Genomic DNA, 25,277 nt, shown 5'->3' with positions numbered 1-25,277 from the left:
AAACTGATATCGCATTACATAGTCGCTACCTACCTCGCTAAAGATAAGTAACTATATTTGTTTGCATGAACATCATTCATTAAGCGTTTTTGTTCTCCCCGAAAGGAAAACTATGTAAAACAACATTAATGTGAGTGCTCACACAAATTGCATGATAACTAATTGTTAAAGAAAATCTTAACTACTCTCTATTAGAGAAGCGTTAAGAAGCAAATAATCTCATTCGTTATTTGCTTGACTTCGTTGCTGTTGCCCCGAAGCAGGTGGCGTATAATACGCTCCCTGGTTTTGATGTCAACGTTTATTTTAAGTTACTTTGAAATACTTTAAAACTAAACGTTAAGTTAACTGATTACCCTTAAAAGGAAGTAGATAACTTATCAAAACAGTTCTTTGGGTTACCCCTTGGAACTGGATGCGCATTTTAGACAGTTTTAGTATCAGGTCAACCATTTTTTTAAGTAAATCTTCATTTAATATCCGTTCGCTTAACTTTCATACAACCCTTGTGTGAGTTTACCTCTATGTGTTCAATCTGCACTCACCTCTATGATTTTTAATTTCAATAAGTTCCTTTATCCGTATAATATTTTTAACTAGTAGTCAGCTCTAGTAGTGGTTTTATTAGCTGTCTATGTTATTTTTACGGTCACTTGCCATTCAATTAAATTGCAGCGATGCAATAGGTGCTATATGACTATAATTAATCTTCGTCCTTATAAGGGTATTCTCCCCTCCCTTGGTTCAGATATCTATATTGATAATTCAGCGGTTCTCGTCGGAGATATTACTTTAGCTAATGATGTCAGCATTTGGCCGTTAGTTGCTGCTCGTGGCGACGTAAATACGATTACCATAGGCGCTCGTACTAATATCCAAGATGGTAGTGTCTTGCACGTCACTCGAAAAAGTGCCAATAACCCTGAAGGAAATCCGTTAATTATTGGTGATGATGTCACTGTAGGTCATAAATGCATGTTGCATGGCTGTACTTTAGGAAATCGTATTCTCGTCGGTATGGGCGCTATCATTATGGATGGTGTAGTTGTAGAGGATGATGTCTTTATTGGAGCGGGCAGTTTAGTTCCGCCAAATAAAACTTTAGTCAGCGGTTATTTGTATGTTGGTAACCCGGTAAAACAAGCTAGACCTTTAAAAGACAGTGAGGCCGCCTTCCTTAAACAATCGGCCATCAACTATGTCGAACTCAAAAATGATTACCTTAGTGAATAAATAACTAAGTACTTCATTCATTAGAAAAAGCTATTAACGCATTTGTATGTGTATAACACTGCCCTCTGGCTCATTTTTTTCGAGCCAGAGTTCTACTATTTCTTCTAAATCGAATTTAGTACAGTTATCAATTTCTCCCAGTCGCTTCAGTTGAAATGAATGAAAGTAAATAGTGATGACTTGCGCTGAGAGTAATGCGGTGAAACACCAAGCGTCTTGTCCTTTATCAAAGGTCAAATCATCATTAAACAAAATGGCTTGATTCATATGGTCTCTTATCCTTCTTTAATAGCTGCTCTTAAGATATCAATTACTGGCTGCACATCTGGTGTTACGCCGCGCCAGACAGAAAAACTCACTGCTGCTTGGCCTACCAACATACCTAAGCCATCAATAACTTTAAAAGCACCTTGCGCTTTAGCCCATTTGAGAAAGGGTGTTTCATTCTTACCATAGACCATATCGTAACAGACCATTGACGTCGTTATTATCGATGCCGGAATAGCTGGTAAATCACCAGATAAACTAGCCGATGTGGCATTAATTATCAGATCAAACTCTTGCCCAATAGTCTCATCAAAGCTACAAGCATTAAGTCGTTCATCATTAAAGTGCTGACAAAGGTCTCTTGCTTTACTTACCGTTCTATTGGCAATAGTGATCGCATTAGGATCTTGCGCAAGCATTGGTAAAAGCACTCCCCTGACTGCACCACCGGCACCTAATATCAAAATTCTGCTTTGCTTTAAAATAACACCGTGCATTAATAAATCTTGGACTAGACCTTCACCATCAGTATTATCACCGTATATCTTACCTTTATTAAAGGTAAGTGTATTAACGGCACCTGCTAAAGAGGCACGCTCAGTCAAAACATCGGCTAATCTAAGTGCTTGTTCTTTAAAAGGAGCAGTGACATTTGCTCCCTTGCCGCCTTGACTAATAAAATCACTAACCGCCGTAGAAAAATCATCAAGGCCCACTAGCTGTTTTTTATAATTGATGTTTTGTTGGCATTTACTGGCAAATATATGATGAATGTCTGGCGAGCGAGATTGTTTTATCGGATTTCCGTAAACGAGATATTGGTCTGGGGTTTGTTTTATCATAGTTATCGGCAGAAGTTAGCGTATGGCTACAGCCTAACTGAATCAACAATTAATGAAAACAAAAAAGCAATAACCCTTTTATATAAGTTACTGCTTTTTATTTTATTCTACAAAGTTTTTTAGAATTTATAACCCAGCATAATTGAATAAACCATAGGATCAATATCAATACTTGCACTGCCAATGCTATCGCCACCTACGTCAAATGTGGCATCTGAATTGATATCCATATAACGAACAGAGGCATTAACATGCCATTTATCATTGATATGATAATCAGCACCAACTTGAACGGAGTAACCAAAAGAGCCATCTAACTCTAAGTTACTTAAACTCAACGCTGTTGGAGCAGATTCGAATTTTTCATCAAAAAATATTGTGTAATTTAAGCCAACGCCAACATACGGCTTAAGCGAAGTCCCGGTATCAAAATAGTACAAAGCACTTAGGGTTGGTGGTAAATGACTTACTTCGGCCAACTTTATGCCATCGGCTTGTAATGTACCCTTAGGGTCTTGAAGTGTTACATCATGGGTAAACGGAGTTGCAGCCAATAGTTCGATTGCCCAGTTACTATCAAGGAAATAGACAAAATTTAAACCTAGTTGAGTATTATCATCTACGGTAAGTGACATGCCATTATCCGCACTGCCTCCTAATAAAATTGGCGTTTTGCCACTATCTGGTGAAACCATCGTTAAACCGCCTCGAACTAAAAAGTCACCGGCTTGGTTTGCTACAGCAGCATTTGAGAAGCTTGATAATAAAGCGATAGCTAGTAATGTTTTTTTCATGATTTTTATATCCTTAGAATAATTAAAGGCATAATAATCGTATTGGGTGATTTAACATTGACTTAGCGCAAGGTTCTTACCGCTAACGATAAAGGTAAGTGATACTTTGATCTTGATCATAGGTAGGTCAGTAAATTCATACCATGCCTTGCCTCTAAGCCTTTTAAACCTTTTAAACCTTCGTTCAGTGGGAAGTATTGGAATTGGTATTATCTGACTACCTGTCAATTGATCGCAAGAGACTATAGTTAATCTCTGATGATGTTAGCTGTCAATGCATCGATTATCTTTGATGGTGAAGTATGACCTAGGGTGCTGCCTTCGATGATAAAGTCGACTTGTTTAGATAAGACACTGTCTAATGATTGCCATGTTTTAGCGGGTTCCTGACCAGATAAATTAGCACTGGTTGATACTATTGGTTTATTGGTTTGCTTACACAGTGAAACTACATCTGGCTGACTGGTAATCCTTACGGCAATAGTGTCAAACTTACCCGATAATAATGGTGAGAGATTATTACTTTTAGGAACTAACTGAGTAATACCGTCTGGCCACCTCGATAGCATAGTTAAACGCTTACCTGGTGGGATTTTACTATCATCAATATAAGGAAGTAATTGGGAATAATGACCGGCAAGTAGAATTAAGCCTTTTTCAGCGGGTCTTTGCTTTAACGCTAATAGGCGCTTGAGTGACTGCTCATTATCAGGATCGCAGCCAAGACCAAACACCGCTTCTGTTGGGTAAGCGATAATGCCACCACTGTTAAAAACATCTACTACCTTAATTTCGCTCACAAGCCACTCTTCAAATATTCACATTAATAACAATATTACCAAACCCCTTTTAGAAATACCTCATGATGGCTTAATTTATCGATAAAAAAGTTCTCGATTCCGTATTGCGGTAAAGAAGGTTATAATTCCGGCTCTATTTTTACTTTCTTCGGGTTCGAAGAACCTTTTATTCTTCATAGGGTATAAATCATGACAGTCGGTATCATCATGGGGTCAAAATCAGATTGGCCAACAATGCAACATACAGCAGAAATGCTTGATTCTTTAGGTGTGAAATACGAAACCAAAGTAGTTTCTGCCCATCGCACCCCTCACTTACTTGCAGAGTATGCTGAAAGCGCAAAAGATAGAGGCATTAAAGTCATTGTAGCTGGTGCTGGTGGTGCCGCTCATCTACCGGGTATGGCTGCAGCTTATACCTCTTTACCTGTTTTAGGTGTACCAGTGCAATCTAAAGCTCTTAATGGTCAAGACTCTTTATTATCTATTGTACAAATGCCAAAAGGTATAGCTGTAGGTACATTAGCCATTGGTAATGCCGGTGCTGCTAATGCAGGTTTACTTGCAGCACAGATTATTGGTACTCATAATACTGAGATCCAAGAAAATATAGAAGCGTTTCGTAAAAAACAGACCGAAACCATACTTGCTAACCCGAACCCGGCAGAATAAGCGCAACATGATGAAAAAAGTTCTCGTACTTGGCGCAGGTCAATTAGCTCGCATGATGCAATTAGCGGGCACACCTTTAAACTTGGATGTTAAAGCACTAGATGTATTAAGTAATAAGGTTGTTAACCCTATTTCCCCGGAATACATATATGGCGATTTAAAAGCAGGCATTCTTAATGCTGATGTCATTACCGCAGAATTTGAGCATGTCGCTCATGACATACTTGCTGAGTGTGAGCAATCAGGTAAGCTTTTCCCAACGAGTGCCGCCATTAAAATTGGTGGCGATAGACGGTTAGAGAAAGCATTACTTGAGTCTTGCAATACTGCCAATGCCAAACATTATTTTGTTCATTCTAAAGCAGACTTTGATAAAGCCATTAGTCATTTATCTTTACCTATTATCTTTAAAAGTGCACTCGAAGGATATGATGGTAAAGGCCAATGGCGATTAAAAATAGCCGCTGATGCCGAAGCAATTTGGCAAGAGATGGCTGACTTTATGAAAGCTTCGACTACAACAGTAAAGCAAGGCATTGTTGCTGAACAAATGGTGCCTTTTGATCGTGAAGTGTCTCTTGTTGGTGTTCGCCGCGTAAATGGCGATGTTGCGGTATACCCTCTGACTGAAAATCACCATACGGATGGCATGTTAAGTGTATCCGTTGCCAATCCTGTTAATACTGTACTTCAAGAGCAAGCTGTTTCTGTATTTAAAGCTATAGCTGATAAGCTTAACTATGTTGGTGTTCTGGCCATTGAGTTTTTCCAAGTAGGCAACCAGCTCTTGGTAAATGAAATTGCACCAAGAGTACATAATTCGGGTCATTGGACCCAACAAGGTGCTGACACCTGTCAGTTTGAAAATCATTTAAGAGCCATCTGTGATTTACCTCTAGGTAGTACAGCGCTGATTCGTCCAACAGCAATGGTCAATATTATTGGTGAAGATACTGTTCCTAATGAAGTATTTGCTGTGCCAAGTGCTTCGGTGCATTGGTACAATAAAGGTAAGCGTGTAGGACGTAAAATGGGTCATATTAATGTTAGTGGTGACAATGAATTACAACTGGCTCAGCGTTTACAAAGTTTAGCGGATATCCTGTGTAATAAAGCATTCCCTGATCTTAGCGGTTTCGCCAAAGACTATTTAGCAAAGCAAAAATAAGAACGGTTTTAGTGAAAAAAAAGACGCATATTCACATAGAGAAAGGCGTCTTTTTTTATCTTTAAAAATTTATGATAACTTTTGCATTTGGGAACACTTTTTATCTGCACATTGGTATTTCAATCCCGCTGCCATGTTTCTTTTTAGTAATAATGGAAATCGGCACTTTTCACACTCGCCCGCAACCGGCTCATGATTAACGACAAATTTACACTTGGGATAACGGTCACAGGAGTAAAACTTTTTACCAAAACGACTGGTCTTTTCTTGTAAGCAGCCACCTTTACAACTTGGGCATGCCACGTTTTGTAATATTTCTTGTGGCTCTTGCTCAATATGATGACATTGTGGAAAGTTACTACAACCAATAAACATGCCATAGCGACCTTGCTTAACCGCTAATTCATGAGAGCACAATGGGCATTCACTGCCTGAGAGTATTTTATCTTCAACCCGTTCATGTTCGACTACGGCACGGGTATATTGGCAATTAGGGTAATTAACACAACCTAAAAACGCCCCTGATTTACCATGTTTTATGGTCAGTTCAGAACTACATTCTGGGCACACTTGATACTCTTTTTTTAAAGCATGTTCGTGATGAGTAAAAAGAGCTTTATCTGAGTCTGACATTATTGAAAGTTGTACGTGAAGACAAGTATGACGTTATTATGCCATAAAAGTTGACTGAACTATATGCTCTGCGGCTGCTGGCTAAATAAGTTCTGTTATTTATTAACCAGCTTGAAGTCCGCCATTAGTGGAGTGGTCCCTCTTGTTCTTCAAAAATTAAATCTTCTAATTGTGAATAAGCAGACTCTTTACCTGGCACATTAAATAACACCATCAAAATTACCCATTTAAGGTCATCCATAGAGAAGTACTGGGTATCAAGCTCCATAACTCTATCAATTACCATTTCGCGCGTGGTAAAATCTAGTACGTTAACTTGCTCTAAAAACAAAATAAAACCGCGACATGGGGTATCAAGTAACTGCGTTTCTTCGCGGGTATAGATACGTACAGATTTACTGCCTACGTGGGTAAGATAAGGATAAGCATCGGTATCTTGTAACGCGGCAAGTTTTTCTAGCCAATTTAATGCTTTATATATTTCATCCTGGTGAAATCCGGCACGCGTTAACTCGTCCGTTAACAAGTCATGATCTACCATGGCCTCTGCTTCATTTTGGATATAGGTTTCAAAAAGATACATTAAGATATCAAACATAATTAGCCCCTTATTACTTTATTGCGTTCTAATGTAGCCACCCGGTACCGCAGTTACCAGACCACTTAGCTCAAGCATTGTTAATCGAGTTAACACTTCCTCTACGGGAAGTTCGCTTCGTGAAACTACTTTATCTACGGGAGTAATTTCAAATCCTACACTAGCCAACAATGCATCGTTGCACAAGACTTTTTGATTTATTCTCTCGACTCCTTTGTTAGTGATTTTTTCACTTGGCGGTAAAGCTTCTATAGCACTCTTTAAGTGTAGACTAGGGTTATTGGCAAAAGCGAACTCATCTATTATATCGGCACACTGCTCAACTAGTTTAGCCCCTTGTTTAATTAACCAGTGACAACCTTTCGCTAGCGGGTTTCCAATGGAGCTAGGGACAGCAAAAACCTCTCTATTTTGCTCTAGCGCACAGCGTGCTGTAATCAATGAGCCACTTTTCAATTCGGCCTCAACCACTAAAACCCCTAGGCTTAAACCACTGATGATACGATTTCTTTTTGGAAAGTGCCCTGCTTTAGCTGGCGTACCAGGTAAAAACTCACTAATGACAGCTCCCCCTGAAGAAATTATTTCTTGTACCAAAGCTCTATGCCTAGCGGGGTATACTTGATCTAGCCCAGTAGCAACCACAGCAATAGTGCCGGCAGATTCACCAAGCGCCCCCCGGTGGGCCGCTGCATCGATGCCAAGGGCTAGACCACTAGTGATGACGATATTCTGTTGGCTGAGTTGTTGGCATAACGTAAATGCGGTTTCTCTGCCACTTGAACTTGCAGATCGGCTTCCCACTACAGCTAACTGCTGAGCATTCAGTAAAAGAGCGTTGCCTTGGAGAAATAACACTAAAGGCGGATCGTATATTTGTTTTAGCCGTTCTGGATAACGAGTATCATCAAAACAGATAATAACGCTATTACAAGCTTCACTTGCTTGTATCATTTGGGTTATTTGTTGCCAGTTAGGCTGATGAAAGGCGCTGAGTTGTTTAACACTTAAACCGTTAGCAGAACTAAGTACTGAAGACTTGCTGTTCAACGAAAAAAGCGCGGTCAAACCAAAGGTTTCAACCAATGCTATTTTTTTGTGAATGGCTAACCGAGGGACAAACTTTAAGGCTAACCAATACTCGATATCACTCTTACTGCTATTAATCATTACTTGTCTTCTCCTTAAGAACAAGTTTGAAGCTTTACTCCCCTTACTTAAAAGGAAAGATAAAGCATTTAACAGTCGGTTACTCTGGTGCGGTAATCAAATCATTTATTCTAGCAGGTTTATCCGTATGTAAAATAAGTGCCATACTTGCTTTTTGATATACCTTAAAGACCATTAATTCACCTACCGACTCTTCTGGCATTTTATAATCACCGCCAGTAATTTGGTTCCAACGAGAGGTTTCAGCAACATATACCGGACCATTACCCGTATTAACTACTGCAGGGCTAGTGCGTTTTATTGCCATAACATCGCCAACAGTTACGTTATGCTCAAAGCCCCTGTTGATCATAACAACTTCAAACTTGGCAAATTCACGGCCATTACTGATTGCTTTTACAATAGAGCCTCTAAGTGACTCATGAGCCGCTTTCATAGAAAATACTGCAGGCAATAATTGCCCATCATTCACCGGTACAACATAACTTCCTACATGAATTTCTCTTTTTACCGAGCCAACTTTCATGGTTGAGGGTACATCATTTTCGATATCGCCACGTTTAATTACTTGGCCAGTACCGACTAAGTTGACATAAAACCCTAATGAATCATCAGTTTCAGGATCAAAAATCTCTTCACCTTTATCGTAAATAGCGTAACTTTGCGCTAGCTCAAGATCGGCATTCACATACACTTTAAAATCTTGAACCGTCATTCTATAGCCTTCATCACTACCAATAATATAGGGTAAGACTGCTAGCTCATCTTCGCTAAATAAATGATCGTATCTCATAAAAGGTGCAATTACCTCTAAAGGTAATAAGGTAATTGCCGAGTCTTTTTTCTTCTTTTGACGAATTTTAGGGGACCATTTATAACTTGGTTTTACCGGTTCAACCACTAACATGGGTTCACCGTGTTCATCATAAACTAACTTTAAAATATCACCTGGGTAAATTAAATGCGGGTTATTTATCTCTGGATTTAAACGCCAGAGCTTTGGCCATAACCAAGGTTGCTCAAGAAATAAGGCTGAGATATCCCATAAGGTATCCCCCTTCACCACAACATGTGTTTTAGGTGCGTCATCATTAAGTTTTATTTGATCGGCAAGAACTATCAATGGAAGAGACATTAAAGAAAGCGAGAGTATTATTTTTTTAAGCATAGAGCTCATTCCTTTTAGTGCAATTGCTATAACGCACTATATCTATTAGTTATAATGCATGACTTAAAAATGCAGGTTTCAGTTACAGTTACTTGAGTATATAATTAAAACATAACATTCTAGTTGAATTATCGCTAATTCTTTTAAAAAATATGACTATATTACCTGTTTTACGTTTCCCAGATCCACGCTTAAGAACTAAAGCGCAGCCTGTTACTCATTTAACTGATGCCACTGCAATCATTATAGACGATATGTTGGCAACCATGTATGAAGAAAAAGGCATCGGTCTTGCCGCGACCCAAGTCGATATTCATCAACGTATTGTTGTTATGGATACCTCTGAAGAGAGCAATCAACCGATAGTACTTATTAACCCTGAAATTATTGCCACCAGTGACGAGACTTCTGTCAATGAAGAAGGTTGTTTATCGGTCCCCGACACTTATGCGAAAGTAAACCGCCATGATACTTGTACGGTAAAAGCACTAGGTCGCCAAGGTAAAGAGTTCACCTTAAATGCCACGGGTTTACAAAGCATTTGTATACAACATGAACTTGACCACTTAAATGGGGTTTTATTTGTTGATTATCTATCCCCTTTAAAACGTCAGCGCATTCAAACTAAGCTTGAGAAAGAAGCACGAATTGCGAAGGCTAACAAATAAGTAAGTACACACTTACAATTATAGGAACATCTTTTGGTTACTCCATTAAATATCATTTTTGCTGGCACTCCTGATTTTGCTGCACAACATTTAGCTGCGCTGATAAATTCAGAACATAATATTGTCGCCGTATATTGTCCGCCCGATAAACCTGCTGGCCGTGGTAAAAAGCTAACCGCTTGTGCAACAAAACTGCTCGCGTTAGAACACAACATTCCTGTAGAGCAACCTATTAATTTTAAAAATAAAATTGACCAACAACAATTAGCTCAATACCACCCTGATATTATGGTGGTGGTCGCTTATGGCTTGTTATTGCCAGAAGTCATTTTAACTGCGCCAAAGCTAGGCTGTATTAATGTCCATGGTTCAATATTACCTAAATGGCGTGGTGCTGCACCAATCCAACGTTCACTTGAAGCGGGTGATAAGAAAACTGGCGTTACCATCATGCAAATGGACAAAGGTTTAGATACTGGCGATATGATATTAACGGCTGAATGCGATATAGAAAACACTGATACTAGCGCTAGTCTTTATGAAAAACTCGCTAACTTAGGGCCAACAGCTTTAGTCAAAACACTCGCACTTATGGCACAAGCTAATTATCAAGCTAGCGATCATAATATCGCTCAAGATAACGACTTAGCCACTTACGCTCATAAACTAGACAAAGCTGAAGCTGAGCTTAACTGGCAGCTCAGTGCTAATGAGTTACACCGAAAAGTTCGTGCTTATATTCCTTGGCCTGTATCCCAGTTCACCTTTACCGAAACGGCAGGTAAACAACATCGGTTACGAGTCTGGCAAGCGTCAGTGCAAGAGTATCAAGGCAGTGCAACGCCGGGAACGATAATAACCGTTGATAAACAAGGTATAGTGATAGCAACAACTGAGGGTGCTTTGCGCTTAGAAGTCCTTCAATTACCAGGTAAAAAAGCATTGCCCGTAAAAGATATCCTTAATGGTCGCAGCGATTGGTTCGTTGTTGGCAGCCACATTAATAACCTTGGTTAAGAGAAAAAATGACAATTAATATTAGAGCTCTTGCAGCAAAGTGTTGTTACGCCGTTATCGATCAAGGGCGCAGCTTAAGTGATGAATTGCCTAAACAACAGGATAAATTGATCGGTAAAGATAAAGGCTTACTGCAAGAAATTTGCTTTGGCGTATTGCGCTACTTGCCTGAATTAGAAAACGATGTGAGTCAATTAGTACAAAAGCCGATAAAGGGTAAGCAGAGAGTTTTTCACTTTTTACTTTTAGTGGGGGTTTATCAAATAAGATATATGCGTATACCTGACCACGCCGCGGTGAGTGAAACGGTAGCAGCAACAAAAACGTTAAAAAATGATCATATGAAAGGATTAGTGAATGCTGTGCTTAGAGGTTTTCTCCGTACGCTAGAGGCTGAAAGTAAACTAGAAAATAAAACAGATAAAAATTTACCTGAGCCAATCAAGTACAACCACCCAGGTTGGTTTATCAAAAAAGTACAGCAAGGCTACCCGGAACAATGGCAAGCTATCCTCAATGCTAACCAACAACGACCACCAATGTGGCTACGAGTCAATCAACAACACTACACTAGTGCGCAATATCAAGTTTTACTCAATGAGGCTGGAATTGAAATTGCTAATATTGAACCTCACTCTCAAGCCATTGCACTTGCTAAACCACTTGATGTTGCTAAATTACCGGGCTTTGATCAAGGTTGGATTTCAGTACAAGATGCTGCAGCTCAACAAGCAGCTCGTTTATTAGATTGTCAGCCAAATGATGTAGTGTTAGATTGTTGTGCTGCACCAGGCGGTAAAACATGTCACATCCTTGAGAAAACACCTGATATAGCTTCAATGACAGCAATCGATATTGAGGAAGCTCGTCTGACTCGTGTGCATGAGAACTTAACGCGTTTAAACTTAACCGCTGAAGTCATAACTGCCGATGCTGCCAGCCAAGACTGGTGGTCTGGCGAGCAGTTTGACCGTATATTATTAGATGCCCCCTGCTCTGGCACTGGCGTTATTCGCCGCCACCCCGATATAAAGTGGTTACGTAAAGCCGACGATATTGATAAGCTAGTGATATTACAGCAAAAGATTCTTGACAATATTTGGTCATTACTCAAGCCAGGTGGTACTTTACTTTATGCAACCTGTAGTGTTTTGCCTGAAGAGAACTATCAGCAAATTTCTCGTTTTATTGAAGAAAACCAAGATGCACAATTAATTGCCATAACACCTAACAACCTTGATACTGATGACAAGGCAATCGGTTGGCAGTTATTACCTGATGCTGAAAACATGGACGGCTTTTATTACGCCAAACTGTTAAAACTCAAATAATATAAATAACAAAAAGCAGAAACGTAACACATGAAAATAATCATAGTGGGTGCAGGACAAGTTGGCGGTACGTTAGCTGAAAACCTTGTTGGTGAAAACAACGACATTTCGGTCGTAGACATAGATGGTGAAAAACTACGTGAATTGCAAGATAAGATGGATTTACAAGTCGTTACTGGTCAAGGTTGCCACCCTGATGTGTTAAAAAGTGCCGGCGCTGAAGATGCAGACATGGTTATTGCTGTTACCAGTGACGATGCTACCAACATGATCACCTGCCAAATATGCTCTTCATTGTTTAACACCCCGAAAAAAATTGCCCGTATCCGCTCGAATGAAATATTAAAATATGCTGAGCAACTTTTCCATAAAAATGATATTCCTGTTGACCATGTTATTGCCCCTGAACAACTGGTGACCCGAGATATCGCCCGCCTAATTGATTACCCGGGCGCACTGCAAGTATTAGAATTTGCGGATGGAAAAGTAAGTCTAGTTGCGGTAAAAGCTTACTATGGTGGTTTACTGGTTGGTCATGCGCTATCAGCGTTAAGAGATCATATCCCTAATGTCGATACTCGAGTAGCGGCAATTTATCGCAACGGTAAACCTATTAGACCGCTTGGCACTACCGTCATAGAAGCCGATGATGAAGTGTTTTTTATTGCCGCCAGTATTCATATTCGCGCGGTAATGAATGAATTGCAAAAGCTAGAGCCCGCTTATAAACGTATTATGATTGCCGGTGGCGGTAACATTGGCGCTGGTTTAGCGCGTATTCTAGAAAAAAATCATCAAGTAAAACTCATCGAGCGCTCACAAAAGCGTGCCGAGCTATTAACGTCTGAACTCAATGATACTTTAGTTTTCACTGGTGACTCTTCCGATCAAGAATTACTTATGGAAGAAAATATTGACCAATTTGATGTTTTTATTGCCGTTACTAATGATGATGAAGCTAATATTATGTCTTCATTACTCGCTAAAAAACTCGGTGTTCGTAAAACCATGGTGCTTATCCAGCGTGATGCTTACATAGATTTAGTCCATGGCAGTACTATTGATATTGCCATTTCACCACAACAAGCGACCATCTCGGCTTTACTAACCCATGTCCGACGTGGCGCTATCGATAATGTTTATAGCTTACGTGGCGGCGCGGCTGAAGCTATTGAAATTGTTGCTAAAGGTGATGAAAAATCTTCTAAAGTGGTTGGCCGTGCGATAAAAAACATTAAACTACCTCCCGGTGCCACTATCGGCGCCATTGTCCGCGGTAGTGAAGTATTGATTGCCCACTCGAACACACTTATTTATGAAGAAGATCATGTTATCTTGTTTTTAGTGAACAAACGCTACATTGGTGATATTGAAAAACTTTTCCAAGTGAGTGCCATTTACTTCTAACCCCTCCTCCTTTTTTATTGAAATAAATACTTACAGCTAATCGCTTATCCTTAGGCCAATTAGCTGTAATACTCTGCTGATACACTTTAGTAACATTTAGAGCAACTCATGAGATTGCTCCCATCCTATAGAAATACATCAATCTAAGCCCTGAATTTACAAGGATTTTTATGAAAGCTTCCAAAATACTCACCGCCATATCACTAGCTTTAAGCAGCATTACGTTTAGCAGCCAAGCTGAACTCGTTGATAGCGCGCAAAACTGGCAAACGTTTGAAACAGAAAATTTTCGCGTGCATTTTACTCCAGAGTATCGCCAATGGGCGTTATCAAGCGCCAGAGAAATGGAAGTAGTTCGTCAATTAATTAAAGAACAACAAGGCCGCGTTTTAACAGAAAAAGTCGATGCTTACATCATTGATCCCTACAATGCCGCCAATGGTTTTGCTTTGCCATTAAGTCATCGCCCTTATATGGCTTTTTTTGCCACACCGCCACAGTCAGATAGTATTATCGCTAATTCATCTAGCTGGCAACAATTATTGGTACTGCATGAATATGTGCATCTAGTGCATTTGGCGCAGAAAAGTCGTAGCAAATGGCGTAATAATGTCGCTAATTGGTATGATCTTTTTGATGCATCACAAATTAATGAACAACGCTGGGTTAGTGAAGGTTATGCAACGTTGCTCGAGTCTAAACTCACCGGCCGAGGTCGCTTATTTAACAATCAAGTTGAAGCGATAATCCAAAAGTTTGCTCGCCAAGGCGCGCTACCTAATTATAAACAATTAAATGCTGGTGATGATAGCTTCATGTCTGGCGCTATGGCTTACTTAGTTGGTGCTCGCTACTTGAAGTGGCTAGAAGAAAACTATGGTATTGATACCCTCGATGCAGTATGGACGCGTTGGTCTGGCGTTGAACAACGTGATTTTGAAGAGGCTTTTAGCGGCGTATTTCCCGACACCGCTAAAAATCTATATCAACGTTTTATTGCTGAATATACCTATAAAGCCATGAAACATGAATCTCAATTAAGTGCACAAAGTAACCAGGATAACAGCTCAACGTTATGGTTAGACTTATCAGGTTATGTTGGTGACCCCAGTTTAAGTCCACAAGGTGATTACCTCGCTATCGTTGAAAGCCAAAGAAAAGATGGGAAAAACACCACTAAATTACGTATCTATAAAACCAGTGATAATAGTAAAAAAGCTGAAGAGTTTGCCAAACGCGCTGCAGAGTTATTAGCGGATGACCCTCAAGATATTATTGATAAAACCCCCAGTGTATTTAAGCGAGAAATAGCCTTTACTTTAGATCAAAGAAACGGCCGGGGTATTAAAAATCCACGCTGGCTTGATAATGACACCCTTATTTATGGTGCTAGTAGCTTAGCGAGTAAAAATAGCTACCATCAAGATATATTTTCTTGGCATTTACCTAGCAATACCGTTAAGCAACTCACCACAAGCGCCAACATCCGCCGCTTTGATATCAGTAGTGACGGTCAATACATCATTGCCGAACGAAGTCGTGTCGGTTATTCACAATTAGTGAAAGTAAGTCTAGTTGCTGCGACTTTAGGTGATGTTATCACTGAGTTAACAGCACCGAGCTATGAACAAGTCTACGACTTTCCTCGACTTCGCCCGACCATTGATGGTTATCCCTCGAAGAGCTTTGCCTATGTTAGCTCGAGTTTAAATAATAAGTGGCAATTGAAAGTTCGTCAGCTTGATAGCAAACAAGAACAAATTATCCCCCTACCTGTAGACTATCAATTTCTGTCATTCCCTGAGTGGTCTAAAGACGGTCAATCCTTATATTTTGTTGCCGGTTTAGATGACGCTACTCGTTTATATCAATATGACTTTTCCAATAAAAAATTATCTGCGCTTACCTCTGGAGAGCAAGTCATTACTTGGCCTATGATTAACGGCGATAATAAATTACTACATTTAGCAATAAATGCTCAAGGTCCCGATGTTTACCTGCTTGATTTGAGCAAGGCAAATATGCAAACAATCACCAACACCACCACAAGCTCGGCAATGACTATTGATTTAGCTGATAGTTTAAAGCTAGCCGAGGCGAGTATCGCCATCGATGAAAGCATTGGCGAGCAATCACCCTATGGCATAGGTCCGCAACAAGGCACTATAACAATTGCTGAAAGCTATTATTCGGCCAGTAGTAGCATGCTTGAAGTTGGTTATAAGTCTGGCGATGTACTTTCTCGTTTTGATTGGCAAGTAAATGCTAGCCAAGATGTCTTCGATAATATTATTTCAGGGGCTTCTGCAGCAATTCGTTGGCAAGGCTGGCCGGTTAAATTACTTGCTCACACTTACCTATTGAATTTAAAGACCGATAGACAAGATAGTGAAGCGTTACCATTAGGAAAAACAACCGAAAAAGGGCTGTTTTTTGAAGCTCGCTACCCCTATAGCATAGAAACGTTTGCGGTCGATGTATTTGCTCAAGTACAGGCTTCTCAGTTTGAGAACAGCCAAGACATTAGTTTTTCTAGCCAATCATTTTCACTCGGTGTTGAACAAAGCTGGTCTCATGAGCAACAGAGTTGGGGCATATCACAAGCTATAAATGCCCAGCTCATCACGGCTCAAGATGATCGGGCAGAGATTAATGGTAACGATGGCAGCTATAGTGGTAGTAATGGTCTGGTTAATGTCAGTGCTAATTTATATGGCTTTGGCTTAGGGTTTAATTACTTATGGGCACAACGATCTGAAGGTGCTGGCGATATACTCAGCTTAGGAGGCTACGCTTCAACATTAATTCAAGAAAAAGCCCACTTAAATAAACAGTTGGCTCCTGAATTGGCGTTTTATCGTCAAGTAGGCAATGACTATCAAGCTTATCAAGCCTATATACCACTAGGGCTTATTGAAATATTTTATACACGCCATGAAATGCAGGAGCAAGCCATTATTGATAGTTATGGTGTGAAAGGCTCTTTAACTAATGACTTTGGTTTTACTGGCTTGACTAACTTAGCGATTAATTACGGCGTCGCACAAGTCAATCCAGAAAATGATAACTCTGATACCCAAGGTTGGATTGCCTTAAGCTATAAGTGGTAGTTCGCTAATGCATTGATGTTTGCACATTCAGAGTTAGCTAGTATATGCGCACTCTGAATGCGCATATACCCTTTACCAATCAATATGCATGTTTCAGCACTTTGATTGGTAATGGGTATATACCAGCAGGATAGTTTATCGAGGTGAAAATTTATGTGCGCCAGAAGGTTGGAGTAAATAACACCAGTAAGGTAAATATCTCTAATCGACCAAATAGCATTGCCATAATTAATACCCATTTACTCATATCATTAATCGAAGAGAAATTAGCGGCCACCTCCCCAAGTCCTGGACCTAGGTTATTGATACAAGCGGCAACAGCAGTGAATGCTGTAACATTATCCATGCCCGAAGCGAGTAGTAACAACATACAAATAACGAACACAGCGGCGTAAGCTGAGAAAAATCCCCACACGGCTTCCACAACGCGATCAGGTAATACTTTTCTCCCTAATTTAATGCTGAAAATAGCCCTTGGATGCACCAATTTATTCAACTCTCTAAGACCTTGTAAATAGAGTAACAGCACGCGTACTACTTTCATGCCACCACCGGTACTACCGGCACAACCACCAATGAAACTAGAAAAAATAAGTAACATTGGTAATAAAGTTGGCCAATCGGCAAATGAAGTAGTGGTAAAGCCCGCAGTGGTACTAATTGAGACCGATTGAAAGAGTGCTTGGTCGAGTGCATGGTCGGCGTCTTGATAAGTACCTGTACTGATCAACACAGTAAAAACAATTAAGATCAGCACAACTTGGATACCCATAAACACTTTGAATTCTGGGTCAAAGAAGTAACTTTTAAGTGACTTACTTTGTACCGCCGCATAATGTAAGGCGAAGTTAACCCCGGCAATAAGTAGAAAAACAACACAAACTAAATTAATCGCAGGACTATTGAAATAGCCCATACTGGCATCATGGGTAGAAAAGCCGCCGATAGCAATCGTTGAGAAGGCATGACAAATGGCATCAAAACCCGACATACCCGCTAGCCAGTAAGCTAACGCACAGGCGATAGTTAAACCTAAATAGATATACCATAAATGCTTGGCGGTATCAGCAATACGAGGCGTCATTTTTGAGTCTTTCACTGGGCCTGGTGTTTCAGCTCGATACAGCTGCATACCACCAATACCTAACATTGGTAATACGGCAACGGCTAACACAATGATCCCCATACCGCCTAGCCACTGCAACTGTTGGCGATACCATAAGACCGCATGAGGCAAACCATCAATATGATTTAAGATAGTTGCGCCAGTGGTCGTTAATCCCGAAAACGACTCAAAAAAAGCATCGGTAGTCGACAGGTTTGGCTGATCTAAGAGCATTAAGGGAATAGCAGAAAAGCTAGCTAATACTAACCAGAAGAGCACGACAATTAAAAAGCCTTCCCGCGCTTTAAGGTCAGTTTTCTCATAACGATTAGGATACCAGGCTAAGAAACCGGTGCATATGCACCAAAGGAAAGCCAAAATAAAAGGTAAACCACCACCATCACGGTAGATTAATGATATTAATGCAGGCGGTAACATGGTGACACTCAGTAACGCAACCAACATGCCTAGGATTCGGATAATATTTTTATATTGCACGTTTTATTTTTCTTGTTCGGTTTATTATTCGAGAGTGGTTAAGACCAATATGACTAACTTATTGATCCATTTTGTATAATTGTAATTGTCCTGATGACAAAGTGTGTAACTTATCTTGCATTAATAGCAACTTTTCAGTCGGGATAGCAAGCGTAAAGATGACCGTTTGTTGATAGTCTTGAGTGATTACTTGACCTTCAACTTGCCGAAGTAAATGCAAAACATCATCTACCTGGCTATATTGACACGCTAAGGTTTTGTGCACCATAGCTATTTTAATTTTTGACTGCAAAAAACTTAAAGCTTGGCGAACACTGCCACCGTATGCTCTTTGTAAACCACCTGTGCCTAGTTTTGTACCGCCAAAATAACGTACAACAATGGCACAGACTTGCCCGATACCACCGCCTTGCAGTGCCAAGAGCATAGGTTTGCCAGCTGTTCCTGTTGGCTCGCCATCATCAGAAAAACCATAACCTTGGCTATCATCAGCCGATTTAGTTAAAAAAGCATGACAATGATGACTCGCTTGTGGATGAAGCAGCTGTAGCTCTTTTAACATCAGCTTTGCCTCAGCTATGCTGTCACAAGGGCGTAAATAGCAGATAAAACGACTACGGTTAATAATGCTTTCATCTTTGACCTTATTTACCGCGATAGCAAAGGATTTAGTCACTATAAATATTAATACCGATTCAAATAATTTTATTCACATTCAGCGATAATTAAACGGCTTAGAGGCAAGGCATTGAATGAAAAGAATAGTTATTCTATTGTCAAAATCAATAACGCTGCATATAAGCCTTTTTAACTCGCCCTTCGGGAGTTTGTCAGCAATTAGATAACTGCTCAGAATTTCCTTAATATAGAGTGACTATACGTAAAGAAATTCTATTTGTTCTCAAACCGCTGACAACCTCTGAGTGGGAACAAACTTACTTGACTTGGTATTTTCCTGGCTTATTAATTTAAGCCTAGGTCTCTAGTCATATTTTCATTATGGGACTGATGCACAATAATATTGTCTTCAATACGAATACCACCAAAACAGCGCATTTCATCAACATTTTGCCAATTAACTTGATCGCTATTTTTTGACGCTTTTAAATCCGCTAATAATGAATCAATAAAATACAGACCCGGCTCAATGGTAAAGACCTGATTTGCTTCAATCGTGCGAGAAGTTCGTAAAAATGGATGTGCGGCAGGCGTATTTACGTGCGTACCACGCTCATCAGCCATAAAGCCGCCAACATCATGAACCTGTAAACCTAAATGATGACCTAAACCATGTGGGAAGAAAGTCGAAATAATGCCTGATTCCACCGCAGTATCTGCGTCAACGTTAATAAAGTTAAAATCACGTAATACTTGGCCAATCGCTCTATGCGTTTCAATATGAAGATCTACATAACTTACCCCTGGTTTTAATCCAGCTACGGCATTAAGCATTAGTTTATCCATACGAGCAATCAGTTCGGCAAACTTATCATTTTTATAAGAGTAGGTTCGAGTGATATCGGCAGAGTAGCCGTTGAAATTGGCTCCAGCATCAATTAGAAATGACTGATGTACTGGTGGCGTCACTTTATCCAAGGTCATATAGTGCAAAATTGAGCAATTTTTATTCAAGGCTACAATATTACCGTATGGCGTGTCATTCGTACCATAGCCAATAGACTTAAGGTAAGCCTGTTGAATATCATATTCACTATCACCCTGTAAAAAAGCATTGCGAGCTGCTTGGTGCGCTCTAACCGCTAAAACATTAGATTGGCGCAGACATTCGTGCTCATATTTACTTTTATAACCGCGATGGTAATGAACGTAATTAAGTAAAGGCTCTGGATTAATCGACTCAAAACCTAATGCTTTAGCCACTTCAATATGGCTACCAATATAAGCAAAACCTTTTTTATCATAAGGTAATAACTTATCAACATCACTGGCTTTAGTTAAAATCTTAATATTAAAAAACTCACCCCAATAGCTTTCAGCTAGCGGAGTAATTTTATGCCAGAAATCAACCGGCTGATAATAGATTAACGTCGGTTTATCTTCGCCATTCACCACTAACCATGAATTGGGGATATCAATTAATGGTAACCAATATTTAAAGTGCGGGTTAACTTTAAACGGATAACTGTTGTCATCAAGAAATGCCTTAATTTCTTGTCCAGAATGAATAACTAAACCTTCTAAGTTTTCACGAGCAAGGGCTGTTTTAGTCACCTGCTGTAATTGGGCAATATGGGCTGGATAGTGGCTAGCCAACTTAGCATTTAGTGTTGTCATATATTCTGTCTCCGAAAGACGACCATAAAAAATTTAGCTAATGATAACATATCCCTAAGAAACTGGACCATTGACAAAAGAAACGCCTTTATTACCGTAACTATTTCTGTGCATAAAACTTTGCAAGGTCGTGGTAGCAGCAGTACTTTAGTTAATCGCCTATATTCATATTAAGGACTTGCTCAAAAACCTGACTAACCTGCCCGGGTTTATGTTGGTATATTTCTTGGTAAGCTAAAACACTTTTTACGTAGTTTCGTGTTTCTTTAAACGGGATGGTTTCAATCCAAATATCTGCAGGCATTGTGCTATTGTTTTTTAGCCAACGTTTTACTCTATAGGGGCCAGCATTATATGAAGCCGTTGCAATAACCTGATTACCCTTACTTTTATCAAGTAACTTGCGCAAATATTTAGTGCCTAACTGGATGTTATTCTCGGCATTGTAAAGGTATTGCCGGCTGACACTTCCTCGCGTTAATTGTTTAGCGGTATTAGGCATCAATTGCATTAAGCCTTTTGCTCCAACCGATGAGCGAGCATCTGTCATAAATGAACTTTCACGTCTGGCAATAGCAAAAGCCCACGCGGGGTTTATTGACTGCTTTTGTGCATGTCGATTTATTTTTTTATCAAAGGCTTTTGGGAATCTTAACTCAACATCATCTAAATAACCGACTTGCGCTAAGGTAAAAATAGCGCGGTCAAACCAACCATTTTCATTAGCAAGCTTAGCGGCAACTAGCTTTTCCCTCTTGCTTAACATTGAAAGCCAATAACGCCATTCCCTACGGGCTTCGACATAACGCCCTAAGTAGTAGAATTCAAAAGCTCTTTTTGCTGATGGATGCAACAAGATGCTATATTTTTCCTGAGTAGTCACCGTTAATGGCGAATCTTGCAAACTAACCGGTCTTTCTAAATAACTTGCCGCAAGAAAACCATAGTAATGACGTTTATTAGCTAACTCATTCATTACATATTGACCTTGTTCCAACTCATTAGTAGCAATAAGCGCCCTTGCATACCAATATTGCCATTGTAGCTGTGTTTTATATTCTACGGGCATGTTCGCCAACTCTCTAAGTACCAGTTGCCAGTTTTGCTGCTTTAGTGCTTCGGCCAATTGCCATTGCAAAATACTGCTATCCACATTTTCTAGATCTAGCTTATTTAGCCAAGTTCTTGCTTGTGGGTGGTTTTTACTGGCTAAAGCGATAGCAAATTTTTCAGTTATCTTTTTAGTTTGCTCGACAGTAAAGGTGAACGTTTTCTGCGCATTTTTATAACTCGCCAAAGCTCTATTAGGGTCGCGCCATATCAAGCGTTTAATGCCGTAGCTATAAATCTGACTTTCCTTGACTGATTTATTAATAAACTTTTTCAACCTTACTACTACGGCAGGATCTCGCCTTACTTGATGCCATAACTTCCCCAAATACTGCTGTTCTTTAGGCAGTAGCTTGGTTAAATAAGGAATTAAAGTGTGTTTACCGCCATCTGCCGCCAAAGCAATACGTTGCCATACAAGTTTATCGGTTCTATAGCCCGCTTGTTGCCACTGGTTAATTATCGGATCGCAGGCTTTATCTAACGATTTACCCACTAACCATAGTTTTGTCACTTGAGGTAACACCTCACTTTGCGGTATTCCGGCCATTAATGAAAACGTCAGATTTTGGCAAATTAACACGGTGTTGCTAGTCGCTTTATAAAACTCGAGAAAGAGAGTCCCTTTATTTTTTTTGGCTAAATATTTTAACCATGGTTTTCTCAGCGGCCAATCTAATGGCGAGTTTCGGTACTTAGCTAAAAATGTAGATATCTCTCCTGCCGATGATAACTGTATGGTCTCTATTAGGCGCCGTTGATCTAAATAGGGTTGTAATGGATAATAATATAATTGGTTATACAGACTTTTGTACTGTTGAGAATAACTCTGTGCTAGTAATCTCTCGGCCTTTAAAAATATATTTTGCTGGCCTATATCTGTCTTTATTTTCAAATTTTCACTGGCTTGCGACATATTTAGCGATGCCAAACTGCAAACTGAATACAATAAAATCTTAAGTATATTTTTCACTGGCACCTCGGGAGTCGGCATTTAAAATTCTGCTGAAAACAATCATATATACCCGTTACCAATCAAAGTGCAGGATTTCAGTGGGAATTAAAATGACTTTAGGCAAGGAGAATAATTTAAGCATAGTCATTCTATGGTTTGATTATTTAACGCTGTATAAAGTTATTTTAAACCCATCGAAGAAGCGTTTGAGCAACATCACTTCATCGTTGCTGTGATTTATAAGGGAACAACCATTATTTCATCACAGCGCCTTGAATTGAAATTGCTCAAGCACTCTGAAACATGCATCTTGAATGGTGACTGGTATAGTCTTAAATAATTAAGGTATCTTGAGTATAGCCGAAGCTATTTTTTTCAAAGTCGTACTTACTTTATTTTTATGTCAAAGTGAGTGAATAAGGTATAATTCTCTTTTACTCATTTTAATAATGTATGTTTTATGCCTCTAACTATTTTTCAACAAACGGATCATACCCTCGATGCTATCGGCTTGCGTTGTCCAGAACCGGTAATGATGGTACGACTTAATATTAGAAAGATTGCCAGCGGTGAAACGTTATTAATAAAATGTGATGACCCTTCTACCGCGAGAGATATTCCTAGTTTTTGTCGCTTTATGGAACATGAACTACTCGCTAAACAAACAGAAACTTTACCTTTTTTATATGTTATTAAAAAAACTTAAGAAGTACGCTTTGTTTTTTATATCAAGTTGTAAGTAAGTATTTCTACACGGAACTTTCTCTTTTTTTTATTGCCTCACCCTTGACCGCTAAACTCAAGGAGCAATGCCTTATGAGCAAATATAGTAATAATAGACCCCTTAGTCTTTTACGAAGTAATAAACAATTTCTTATTTTTATCTTGTTAATGTCTGTATTTCGAAGTGCTGTGGCCGATTGGTACACAGTGCCTACGGGCTCAATGCAACCCACTATTCAAAAAGGCGATCGTATTGTCGTTAATAAAATAGCCTATGATTTACGTCTGCCCTTTACCGATGTAACACTGTTTTCTATTGATACCCCGCAACGTGGTGAAATAGTAGTATTTGAATCAAAAGCCGCAGATCTTAGATTAATCAAACGTGTTGTTGGCTTACCTGGTGATGTTATCGCTATGAATAATGAAGTTATTGTAATTAACGGTCGACCGCTCTCCTACAAAAATTTAGCCAATAGTCCCTACCAACAGAGTTCGGCTGAAATGACTACCGCATTAGAAACCTTAGGTATGATCAAACACCCAATAAAAATAGATACCACAGCAAGTAATCGACTCAGTAATTTTGCTGCGGTAACCGTACCTGCGGGCCATTATTTAGTGCTCGGTGATAATAGACGCCATAGTGCTGACTCACGTGTTTACGGGTTTGTTCCCCACCATGAGCTACGTGGTAAAGCCACTGCCATCGCATTTTCTGTTGATTATGATAATTATTACCTGCCACGATCTGACCGCTTCTTTAAAGATATTTATGGCATGTAATATCAATATTCAGAAATAATAACCCCCCAAACCTGTATATACCCAAACTACATGAAGATGCAGGTTTCAGCTGGAATTAAAAACGTATTTAGGCAAGGTATTGATTGAAGATAATGGTTGTTCCCTTGTCGAAATCAATTACGCAGTATAAAGCGTTTTTAAACCAGCCCTGCGGGGACGCCTGAGCAAATCATGCTCTTCGTTGCCTCCTTGATCCTGAACCGCTCAAGAGTCCTGAAACACGCCGCTTCAAGTAGCTTGGGTATAGGTATTGGGGATTTTAAAACACGATTTTCTAGTATAAAACTATGCTGGTATTTTTACTTTTTTCAGCATAGTGAATAGAGCATCTTTTAGTTTAAGTCGCTGCTTCTTTCTGCCGTCTAAATAATCATCACTGGTGTTTTCAACACCCTGCTCTATGCGGTTAACTTCATGATCAACTTCATGATACTCATTAAATAGTCGAGTAAAGTGCTTATCATTCATTTTTAAATGATGTATTTCATCTGTTAAATCTGGAAATTCGTGGTGTAAGTCATGTTTTTCTAAAGTCATTCTGTTCTCCAATGGTTATTGTTATATCCGTTTTATAGCGCACAATCAATACACTTGGTGGTATAAGGTAATGCAGATAATCTATCTGGGTTAATGGCATTATCACAGTCTGCACAATGTCCATATAACCCTTCTGCTAATCGTTGTAATGCTGATTTTACTGAAGTTAATTCTTTTTTTGCTTCATGATGAATTTCATTAAGTACACCATCATTTTCGGTTTCAGTTGCTTGTTCTGCAAAATTCTGAGTTCTGCCTTTATGAAAATCTGCTTCTATCGCGGCAATACGCTTTGTTAGCTGGGTTAATTTATTTTCCAACAATATCGTTATTTCTTTTTTTTTCATAACCGCTCCTATTGGTAGGTAT

Annotated in this window: 24 protein-coding genes; 10 read left to right on the top strand and 14 right to left on the bottom strand. The window is 39.5% G+C overall.

The window, feature by feature from the left end; translation table 11 throughout:
* Positions 1 to 693: 693 nt before the first annotated feature.
* Positions 694 to 1,233: a gamma carbonic anhydrase family protein gene (locus tag F580_RS0116295; protein ID WP_019028816.1), complete on the top strand. Its 540-nt coding sequence runs from the start codon at positions 694 to 696 to the stop codon at positions 1,231 to 1,233.
* Positions 1,234 to 1,266: 33 nt separating this feature from the next.
* Here F580_RS0116295 and F580_RS0116290 read toward each other — a convergent pair whose 3' ends face one another.
* From F580_RS0116290 to tsaC, 4 genes are all read right to left on the bottom strand, one after another.
* Positions 1,267 to 1,500: a hypothetical protein gene (locus F580_RS0116290; protein ID WP_019028815.1), complete on the bottom strand. Its 234-nt coding sequence runs from the start codon at positions 1,498 to 1,500 to the stop codon at positions 1,267 to 1,269.
* An 8-nt stretch (positions 1,501 to 1,508) separates the two neighbouring features.
* Positions 1,509 to 2,342: a shikimate dehydrogenase gene (gene aroE, locus F580_RS0116285; RefSeq protein WP_019028814.1), complete on the bottom strand. Its 834-nt coding sequence runs from the start codon at positions 2,340 to 2,342 to the stop codon at positions 1,509 to 1,511.
* A 119-nt stretch (positions 2,343 to 2,461) separates the two neighbouring features.
* On the bottom strand, positions 2,462 to 3,136 hold the full coding sequence (locus tag F580_RS0116280) for an OmpW/AlkL family protein (protein WP_019028813.1): 675 nt from the start codon (positions 3,134 to 3,136) through the stop codon (positions 2,462 to 2,464).
* A gap of 248 nt (positions 3,137 to 3,384) precedes the next feature.
* A complete protein-coding gene (gene tsaC, locus F580_RS0116275) occupies positions 3,385 to 3,936 on the bottom strand; it encodes an L-threonylcarbamoyladenylate synthase type 1 TsaC (RefSeq protein WP_019028812.1) in 552 nt (183 codons plus the stop codon).
* A gap of 189 nt (positions 3,937 to 4,125) precedes the next feature.
* Between tsaC and purE the strand changes: the two genes are divergently transcribed.
* Positions 4,126 to 4,608: a 5-(carboxyamino)imidazole ribonucleotide mutase gene (gene purE, locus F580_RS0116270; RefSeq protein WP_019028811.1), complete on the top strand. Its 483-nt coding sequence runs from the start codon at positions 4,126 to 4,128 to the stop codon at positions 4,606 to 4,608.
* A 10-nt stretch (positions 4,609 to 4,618) separates the two neighbouring features.
* A complete protein-coding gene (locus F580_RS0116265; protein ID WP_019028810.1) occupies positions 4,619 to 5,776 on the top strand; it encodes a 5-(carboxyamino)imidazole ribonucleotide synthase in 1,158 nt (385 codons plus the stop codon).
* Positions 5,777 to 5,845: 69 nt separating this feature from the next.
* Here F580_RS0116265 and F580_RS0116260 read toward each other — a convergent pair whose 3' ends face one another.
* From F580_RS0116260 to F580_RS0116245, 4 genes are all read right to left on the bottom strand, one after another.
* A complete protein-coding gene (locus F580_RS0116260; protein WP_019028809.1) occupies positions 5,846 to 6,409 on the bottom strand; it encodes a DNA topoisomerase family protein in 564 nt (187 codons plus the stop codon).
* A gap of 124 nt (positions 6,410 to 6,533) precedes the next feature.
* Complete coding sequence (locus F580_RS0116255; RefSeq protein ID WP_019028808.1) at positions 6,534 to 7,007, bottom strand: DUF494 family protein; 474 nt, start codon at positions 7,005 to 7,007, stop codon at positions 6,534 to 6,536.
* Between the two features lie 18 nt (positions 7,008 to 7,025).
* Positions 7,026 to 8,177, bottom strand: a complete 1,152-nt coding sequence (gene dprA, locus F580_RS0116250) for a DNA-processing protein DprA (RefSeq protein ID WP_019028807.1) — start codon at positions 8,175 to 8,177, stop codon at positions 7,026 to 7,028.
* A 79-nt stretch (positions 8,178 to 8,256) separates the two neighbouring features.
* The gene (locus F580_RS0116245; protein ID WP_019028806.1) at positions 8,257 to 9,345 is read right to left on the bottom strand and encodes a LysM peptidoglycan-binding domain-containing protein; all 1,089 of its coding nucleotides are present in this window, start codon (positions 9,343 to 9,345) and stop codon (positions 8,257 to 8,259) included.
* Positions 9,346 to 9,497: 152 nt separating this feature from the next.
* Between F580_RS0116245 and def the strand changes: the two genes are divergently transcribed.
* The 5 genes from def (at position 9,498) to F580_RS0116220 (ending at position 16,878) form a co-directional block, all read left to right on the top strand.
* Positions 9,498 to 10,013 (top strand): peptide deformylase, encoded by a 516-nt coding sequence (gene def, locus F580_RS0116240; RefSeq protein WP_019028805.1) that lies wholly within the window; start codon positions 9,498 to 9,500, stop codon positions 10,011 to 10,013.
* 33 nt (positions 10,014 to 10,046) lie between these two features.
* Positions 10,047 to 11,030: a methionyl-tRNA formyltransferase gene (gene fmt / locus F580_RS0116235; RefSeq protein ID WP_019028804.1), complete on the top strand. Its 984-nt coding sequence runs from the start codon at positions 10,047 to 10,049 to the stop codon at positions 11,028 to 11,030.
* A gap of 8 nt (positions 11,031 to 11,038) precedes the next feature.
* A complete protein-coding gene (gene rsmB / locus F580_RS0116230; protein ID WP_019028803.1) occupies positions 11,039 to 12,361 on the top strand; it encodes a 16S rRNA (cytosine(967)-C(5))-methyltransferase RsmB in 1,323 nt (440 codons plus the stop codon).
* Between the two features lie 30 nt (positions 12,362 to 12,391).
* On the top strand, positions 12,392 to 13,768 hold the full coding sequence (trkA, locus tag F580_RS0116225) for a Trk system potassium transporter TrkA (protein WP_019028802.1): 1,377 nt from the start codon (positions 12,392 to 12,394) through the stop codon (positions 13,766 to 13,768).
* A gap of 170 nt (positions 13,769 to 13,938) precedes the next feature.
* Positions 13,939 to 16,878, top strand: a complete 2,940-nt coding sequence (locus F580_RS0116220) for a TolB family protein (RefSeq protein WP_019028801.1) — start codon at positions 13,939 to 13,941, stop codon at positions 16,876 to 16,878.
* A gap of 151 nt (positions 16,879 to 17,029) precedes the next feature.
* Here the strand turns inward: F580_RS0116220 and F580_RS0116215 are convergent, their stop codons facing one another.
* The 4 genes from F580_RS0116215 to F580_RS0116200 all read right to left on the bottom strand — a co-directional run bounded on the left by F580_RS0116215 (position 17,030) and on the right by F580_RS0116200 (position 22,859).
* Positions 17,030 to 18,481: a TrkH family potassium uptake protein gene (locus F580_RS0116215; protein ID WP_019028800.1), complete on the bottom strand. Its 1,452-nt coding sequence runs from the start codon at positions 18,479 to 18,481 to the stop codon at positions 17,030 to 17,032.
* A gap of 58 nt (positions 18,482 to 18,539) precedes the next feature.
* Positions 18,540 to 19,157 carry a YigZ family protein gene (locus F580_RS0116210; RefSeq protein ID WP_019028799.1) on the bottom strand — a complete coding sequence of 206 codons (618 nt, stop codon included), beginning with the start codon at positions 19,155 to 19,157 and terminating at the stop codon, positions 18,540 to 18,542.
* A 287-nt stretch (positions 19,158 to 19,444) separates the two neighbouring features.
* On the bottom strand, positions 19,445 to 20,776 hold the full coding sequence (gene pepQ, locus F580_RS0116205) for a Xaa-Pro dipeptidase (RefSeq protein WP_019028798.1): 1,332 nt from the start codon (positions 20,774 to 20,776) through the stop codon (positions 19,445 to 19,447).
* Between the two features lie 151 nt (positions 20,777 to 20,927).
* Positions 20,928 to 22,859: a transglycosylase SLT domain-containing protein gene (locus F580_RS0116200; protein ID WP_026301489.1), complete on the bottom strand. Its 1,932-nt coding sequence runs from the start codon at positions 22,857 to 22,859 to the stop codon at positions 20,928 to 20,930.
* 442 nt (positions 22,860 to 23,301) lie between these two features.
* Between F580_RS0116200 and tusA the strand changes: the two genes are divergently transcribed.
* Both tusA and lepB read left to right on the top strand, forming a co-directional pair.
* Positions 23,302 to 23,547 (top strand): sulfurtransferase TusA, encoded by a 246-nt coding sequence (gene tusA / locus F580_RS0116195; protein ID WP_019028796.1) that lies wholly within the window; start codon positions 23,302 to 23,304, stop codon positions 23,545 to 23,547.
* Positions 23,548 to 23,657: 110 nt separating this feature from the next.
* Positions 23,658 to 24,350 (top strand): signal peptidase I, encoded by a 693-nt coding sequence (lepB, locus tag F580_RS0116190; protein ID WP_019028795.1) that lies wholly within the window; start codon positions 23,658 to 23,660, stop codon positions 24,348 to 24,350.
* A gap of 306 nt (positions 24,351 to 24,656) precedes the next feature.
* On the opposite strand, the gene F580_RS0116185 is transcribed toward lepB, so the two are convergent.
* A complete protein-coding gene (locus F580_RS0116185) occupies positions 24,657 to 24,908 on the bottom strand; it encodes an HP1242/YdcH family protein (protein WP_019028794.1) in 252 nt (83 codons plus the stop codon).
* A gap of 32 nt (positions 24,909 to 24,940) precedes the next feature.
* Positions 24,941 to 25,255: a TraR/DksA family transcriptional regulator gene (locus tag F580_RS0116180; protein ID WP_019028793.1), complete on the bottom strand. Its 315-nt coding sequence runs from the start codon at positions 25,253 to 25,255 to the stop codon at positions 24,941 to 24,943.
* Positions 25,256 to 25,277 lie beyond the last annotated feature (22 nt).

The organism is Colwellia piezophila ATCC BAA-637 (assembly GCF_000378625.1).
In the GTDB taxonomy this organism is placed as follows: Bacteria; Pseudomonadota; Gammaproteobacteria; order Enterobacterales; family Alteromonadaceae; genus Colwellia; species Colwellia piezophila.
This window is presented reverse-complemented; position numbering and strand designations above follow the sequence as displayed.

Excerpts from the sequence above, each read along its gene's own strand:
- F580_RS0116295 (WP_019028816.1), top strand. The coding sequence starts at position 694 with ATGACTATAATTAATCTTCGTCCTTATAAGGGTATTCTCCCCTCCCTT.
- F580_RS0116180 (WP_019028793.1), bottom strand. The coding sequence starts at position 25,255 with ATGAAAAAAAAAGAAATAACGATATTGTTGGAAAATAAATTAACCCAG.
- aroE (WP_019028814.1), bottom strand. The coding sequence starts at position 2,342 with ATGATAAAACAAACCCCAGACCAATATCTCGTTTACGGAAATCCGATA.
- F580_RS0116220 (WP_019028801.1), top strand. The coding sequence starts at position 13,939 with ATGAAAGCTTCCAAAATACTCACCGCCATATCACTAGCTTTAAGCAGC.
- lepB (WP_019028795.1), top strand. The coding sequence starts at position 23,658 with ATGAGCAAATATAGTAATAATAGACCCCTTAGTCTTTTACGAAGTAAT.
- dprA (WP_019028807.1), bottom strand. The coding sequence starts at position 8,177 with ATGATTAATAGCAGTAAGAGTGATATCGAGTATTGGTTAGCCTTAAAG.
- F580_RS0116245 (WP_019028806.1), bottom strand. The coding sequence starts at position 9,345 with ATGCTTAAAAAAATAATACTCTCGCTTTCTTTAATGTCTCTTCCATTG.
- tusA (WP_019028796.1), top strand. The coding sequence starts at position 23,302 with ATGCCTCTAACTATTTTTCAACAAACGGATCATACCCTCGATGCTATC.
- F580_RS0116290 (WP_019028815.1), bottom strand. The coding sequence starts at position 1,500 with ATGAATCAAGCCATTTTGTTTAATGATGATTTGACCTTTGATAAAGGA.
- F580_RS0116185 (WP_019028794.1), bottom strand. The coding sequence starts at position 24,908 with ATGACTTTAGAAAAACATGACTTACACCACGAATTTCCAGATTTAACA.
- pepQ (WP_019028798.1), bottom strand. The coding sequence starts at position 20,776 with ATGACAACACTAAATGCTAAGTTGGCTAGCCACTATCCAGCCCATATT.
- F580_RS0116280 (WP_019028813.1), bottom strand. The coding sequence starts at position 3,136 with ATGAAAAAAACATTACTAGCTATCGCTTTATTATCAAGCTTCTCAAAT.
- def (WP_019028805.1), top strand. The coding sequence starts at position 9,498 with ATGACTATATTACCTGTTTTACGTTTCCCAGATCCACGCTTAAGAACT.
- rsmB (WP_019028803.1), top strand. The coding sequence starts at position 11,039 with ATGACAATTAATATTAGAGCTCTTGCAGCAAAGTGTTGTTACGCCGTT.
- F580_RS0116255 (WP_019028808.1), bottom strand. The coding sequence starts at position 7,007 with ATGTTTGATATCTTAATGTATCTTTTTGAAACCTATATCCAAAATGAA.
- F580_RS0116265 (WP_019028810.1), top strand. The coding sequence starts at position 4,619 with ATGAAAAAAGTTCTCGTACTTGGCGCAGGTCAATTAGCTCGCATGATG.
- F580_RS0116260 (WP_019028809.1), bottom strand. The coding sequence starts at position 6,409 with ATGTCAGACTCAGATAAAGCTCTTTTTACTCATCACGAACATGCTTTA.
- trkA (WP_019028802.1), top strand. The coding sequence starts at position 12,392 with ATGAAAATAATCATAGTGGGTGCAGGACAAGTTGGCGGTACGTTAGCT.
- purE (WP_019028811.1), top strand. The coding sequence starts at position 4,126 with ATGACAGTCGGTATCATCATGGGGTCAAAATCAGATTGGCCAACAATG.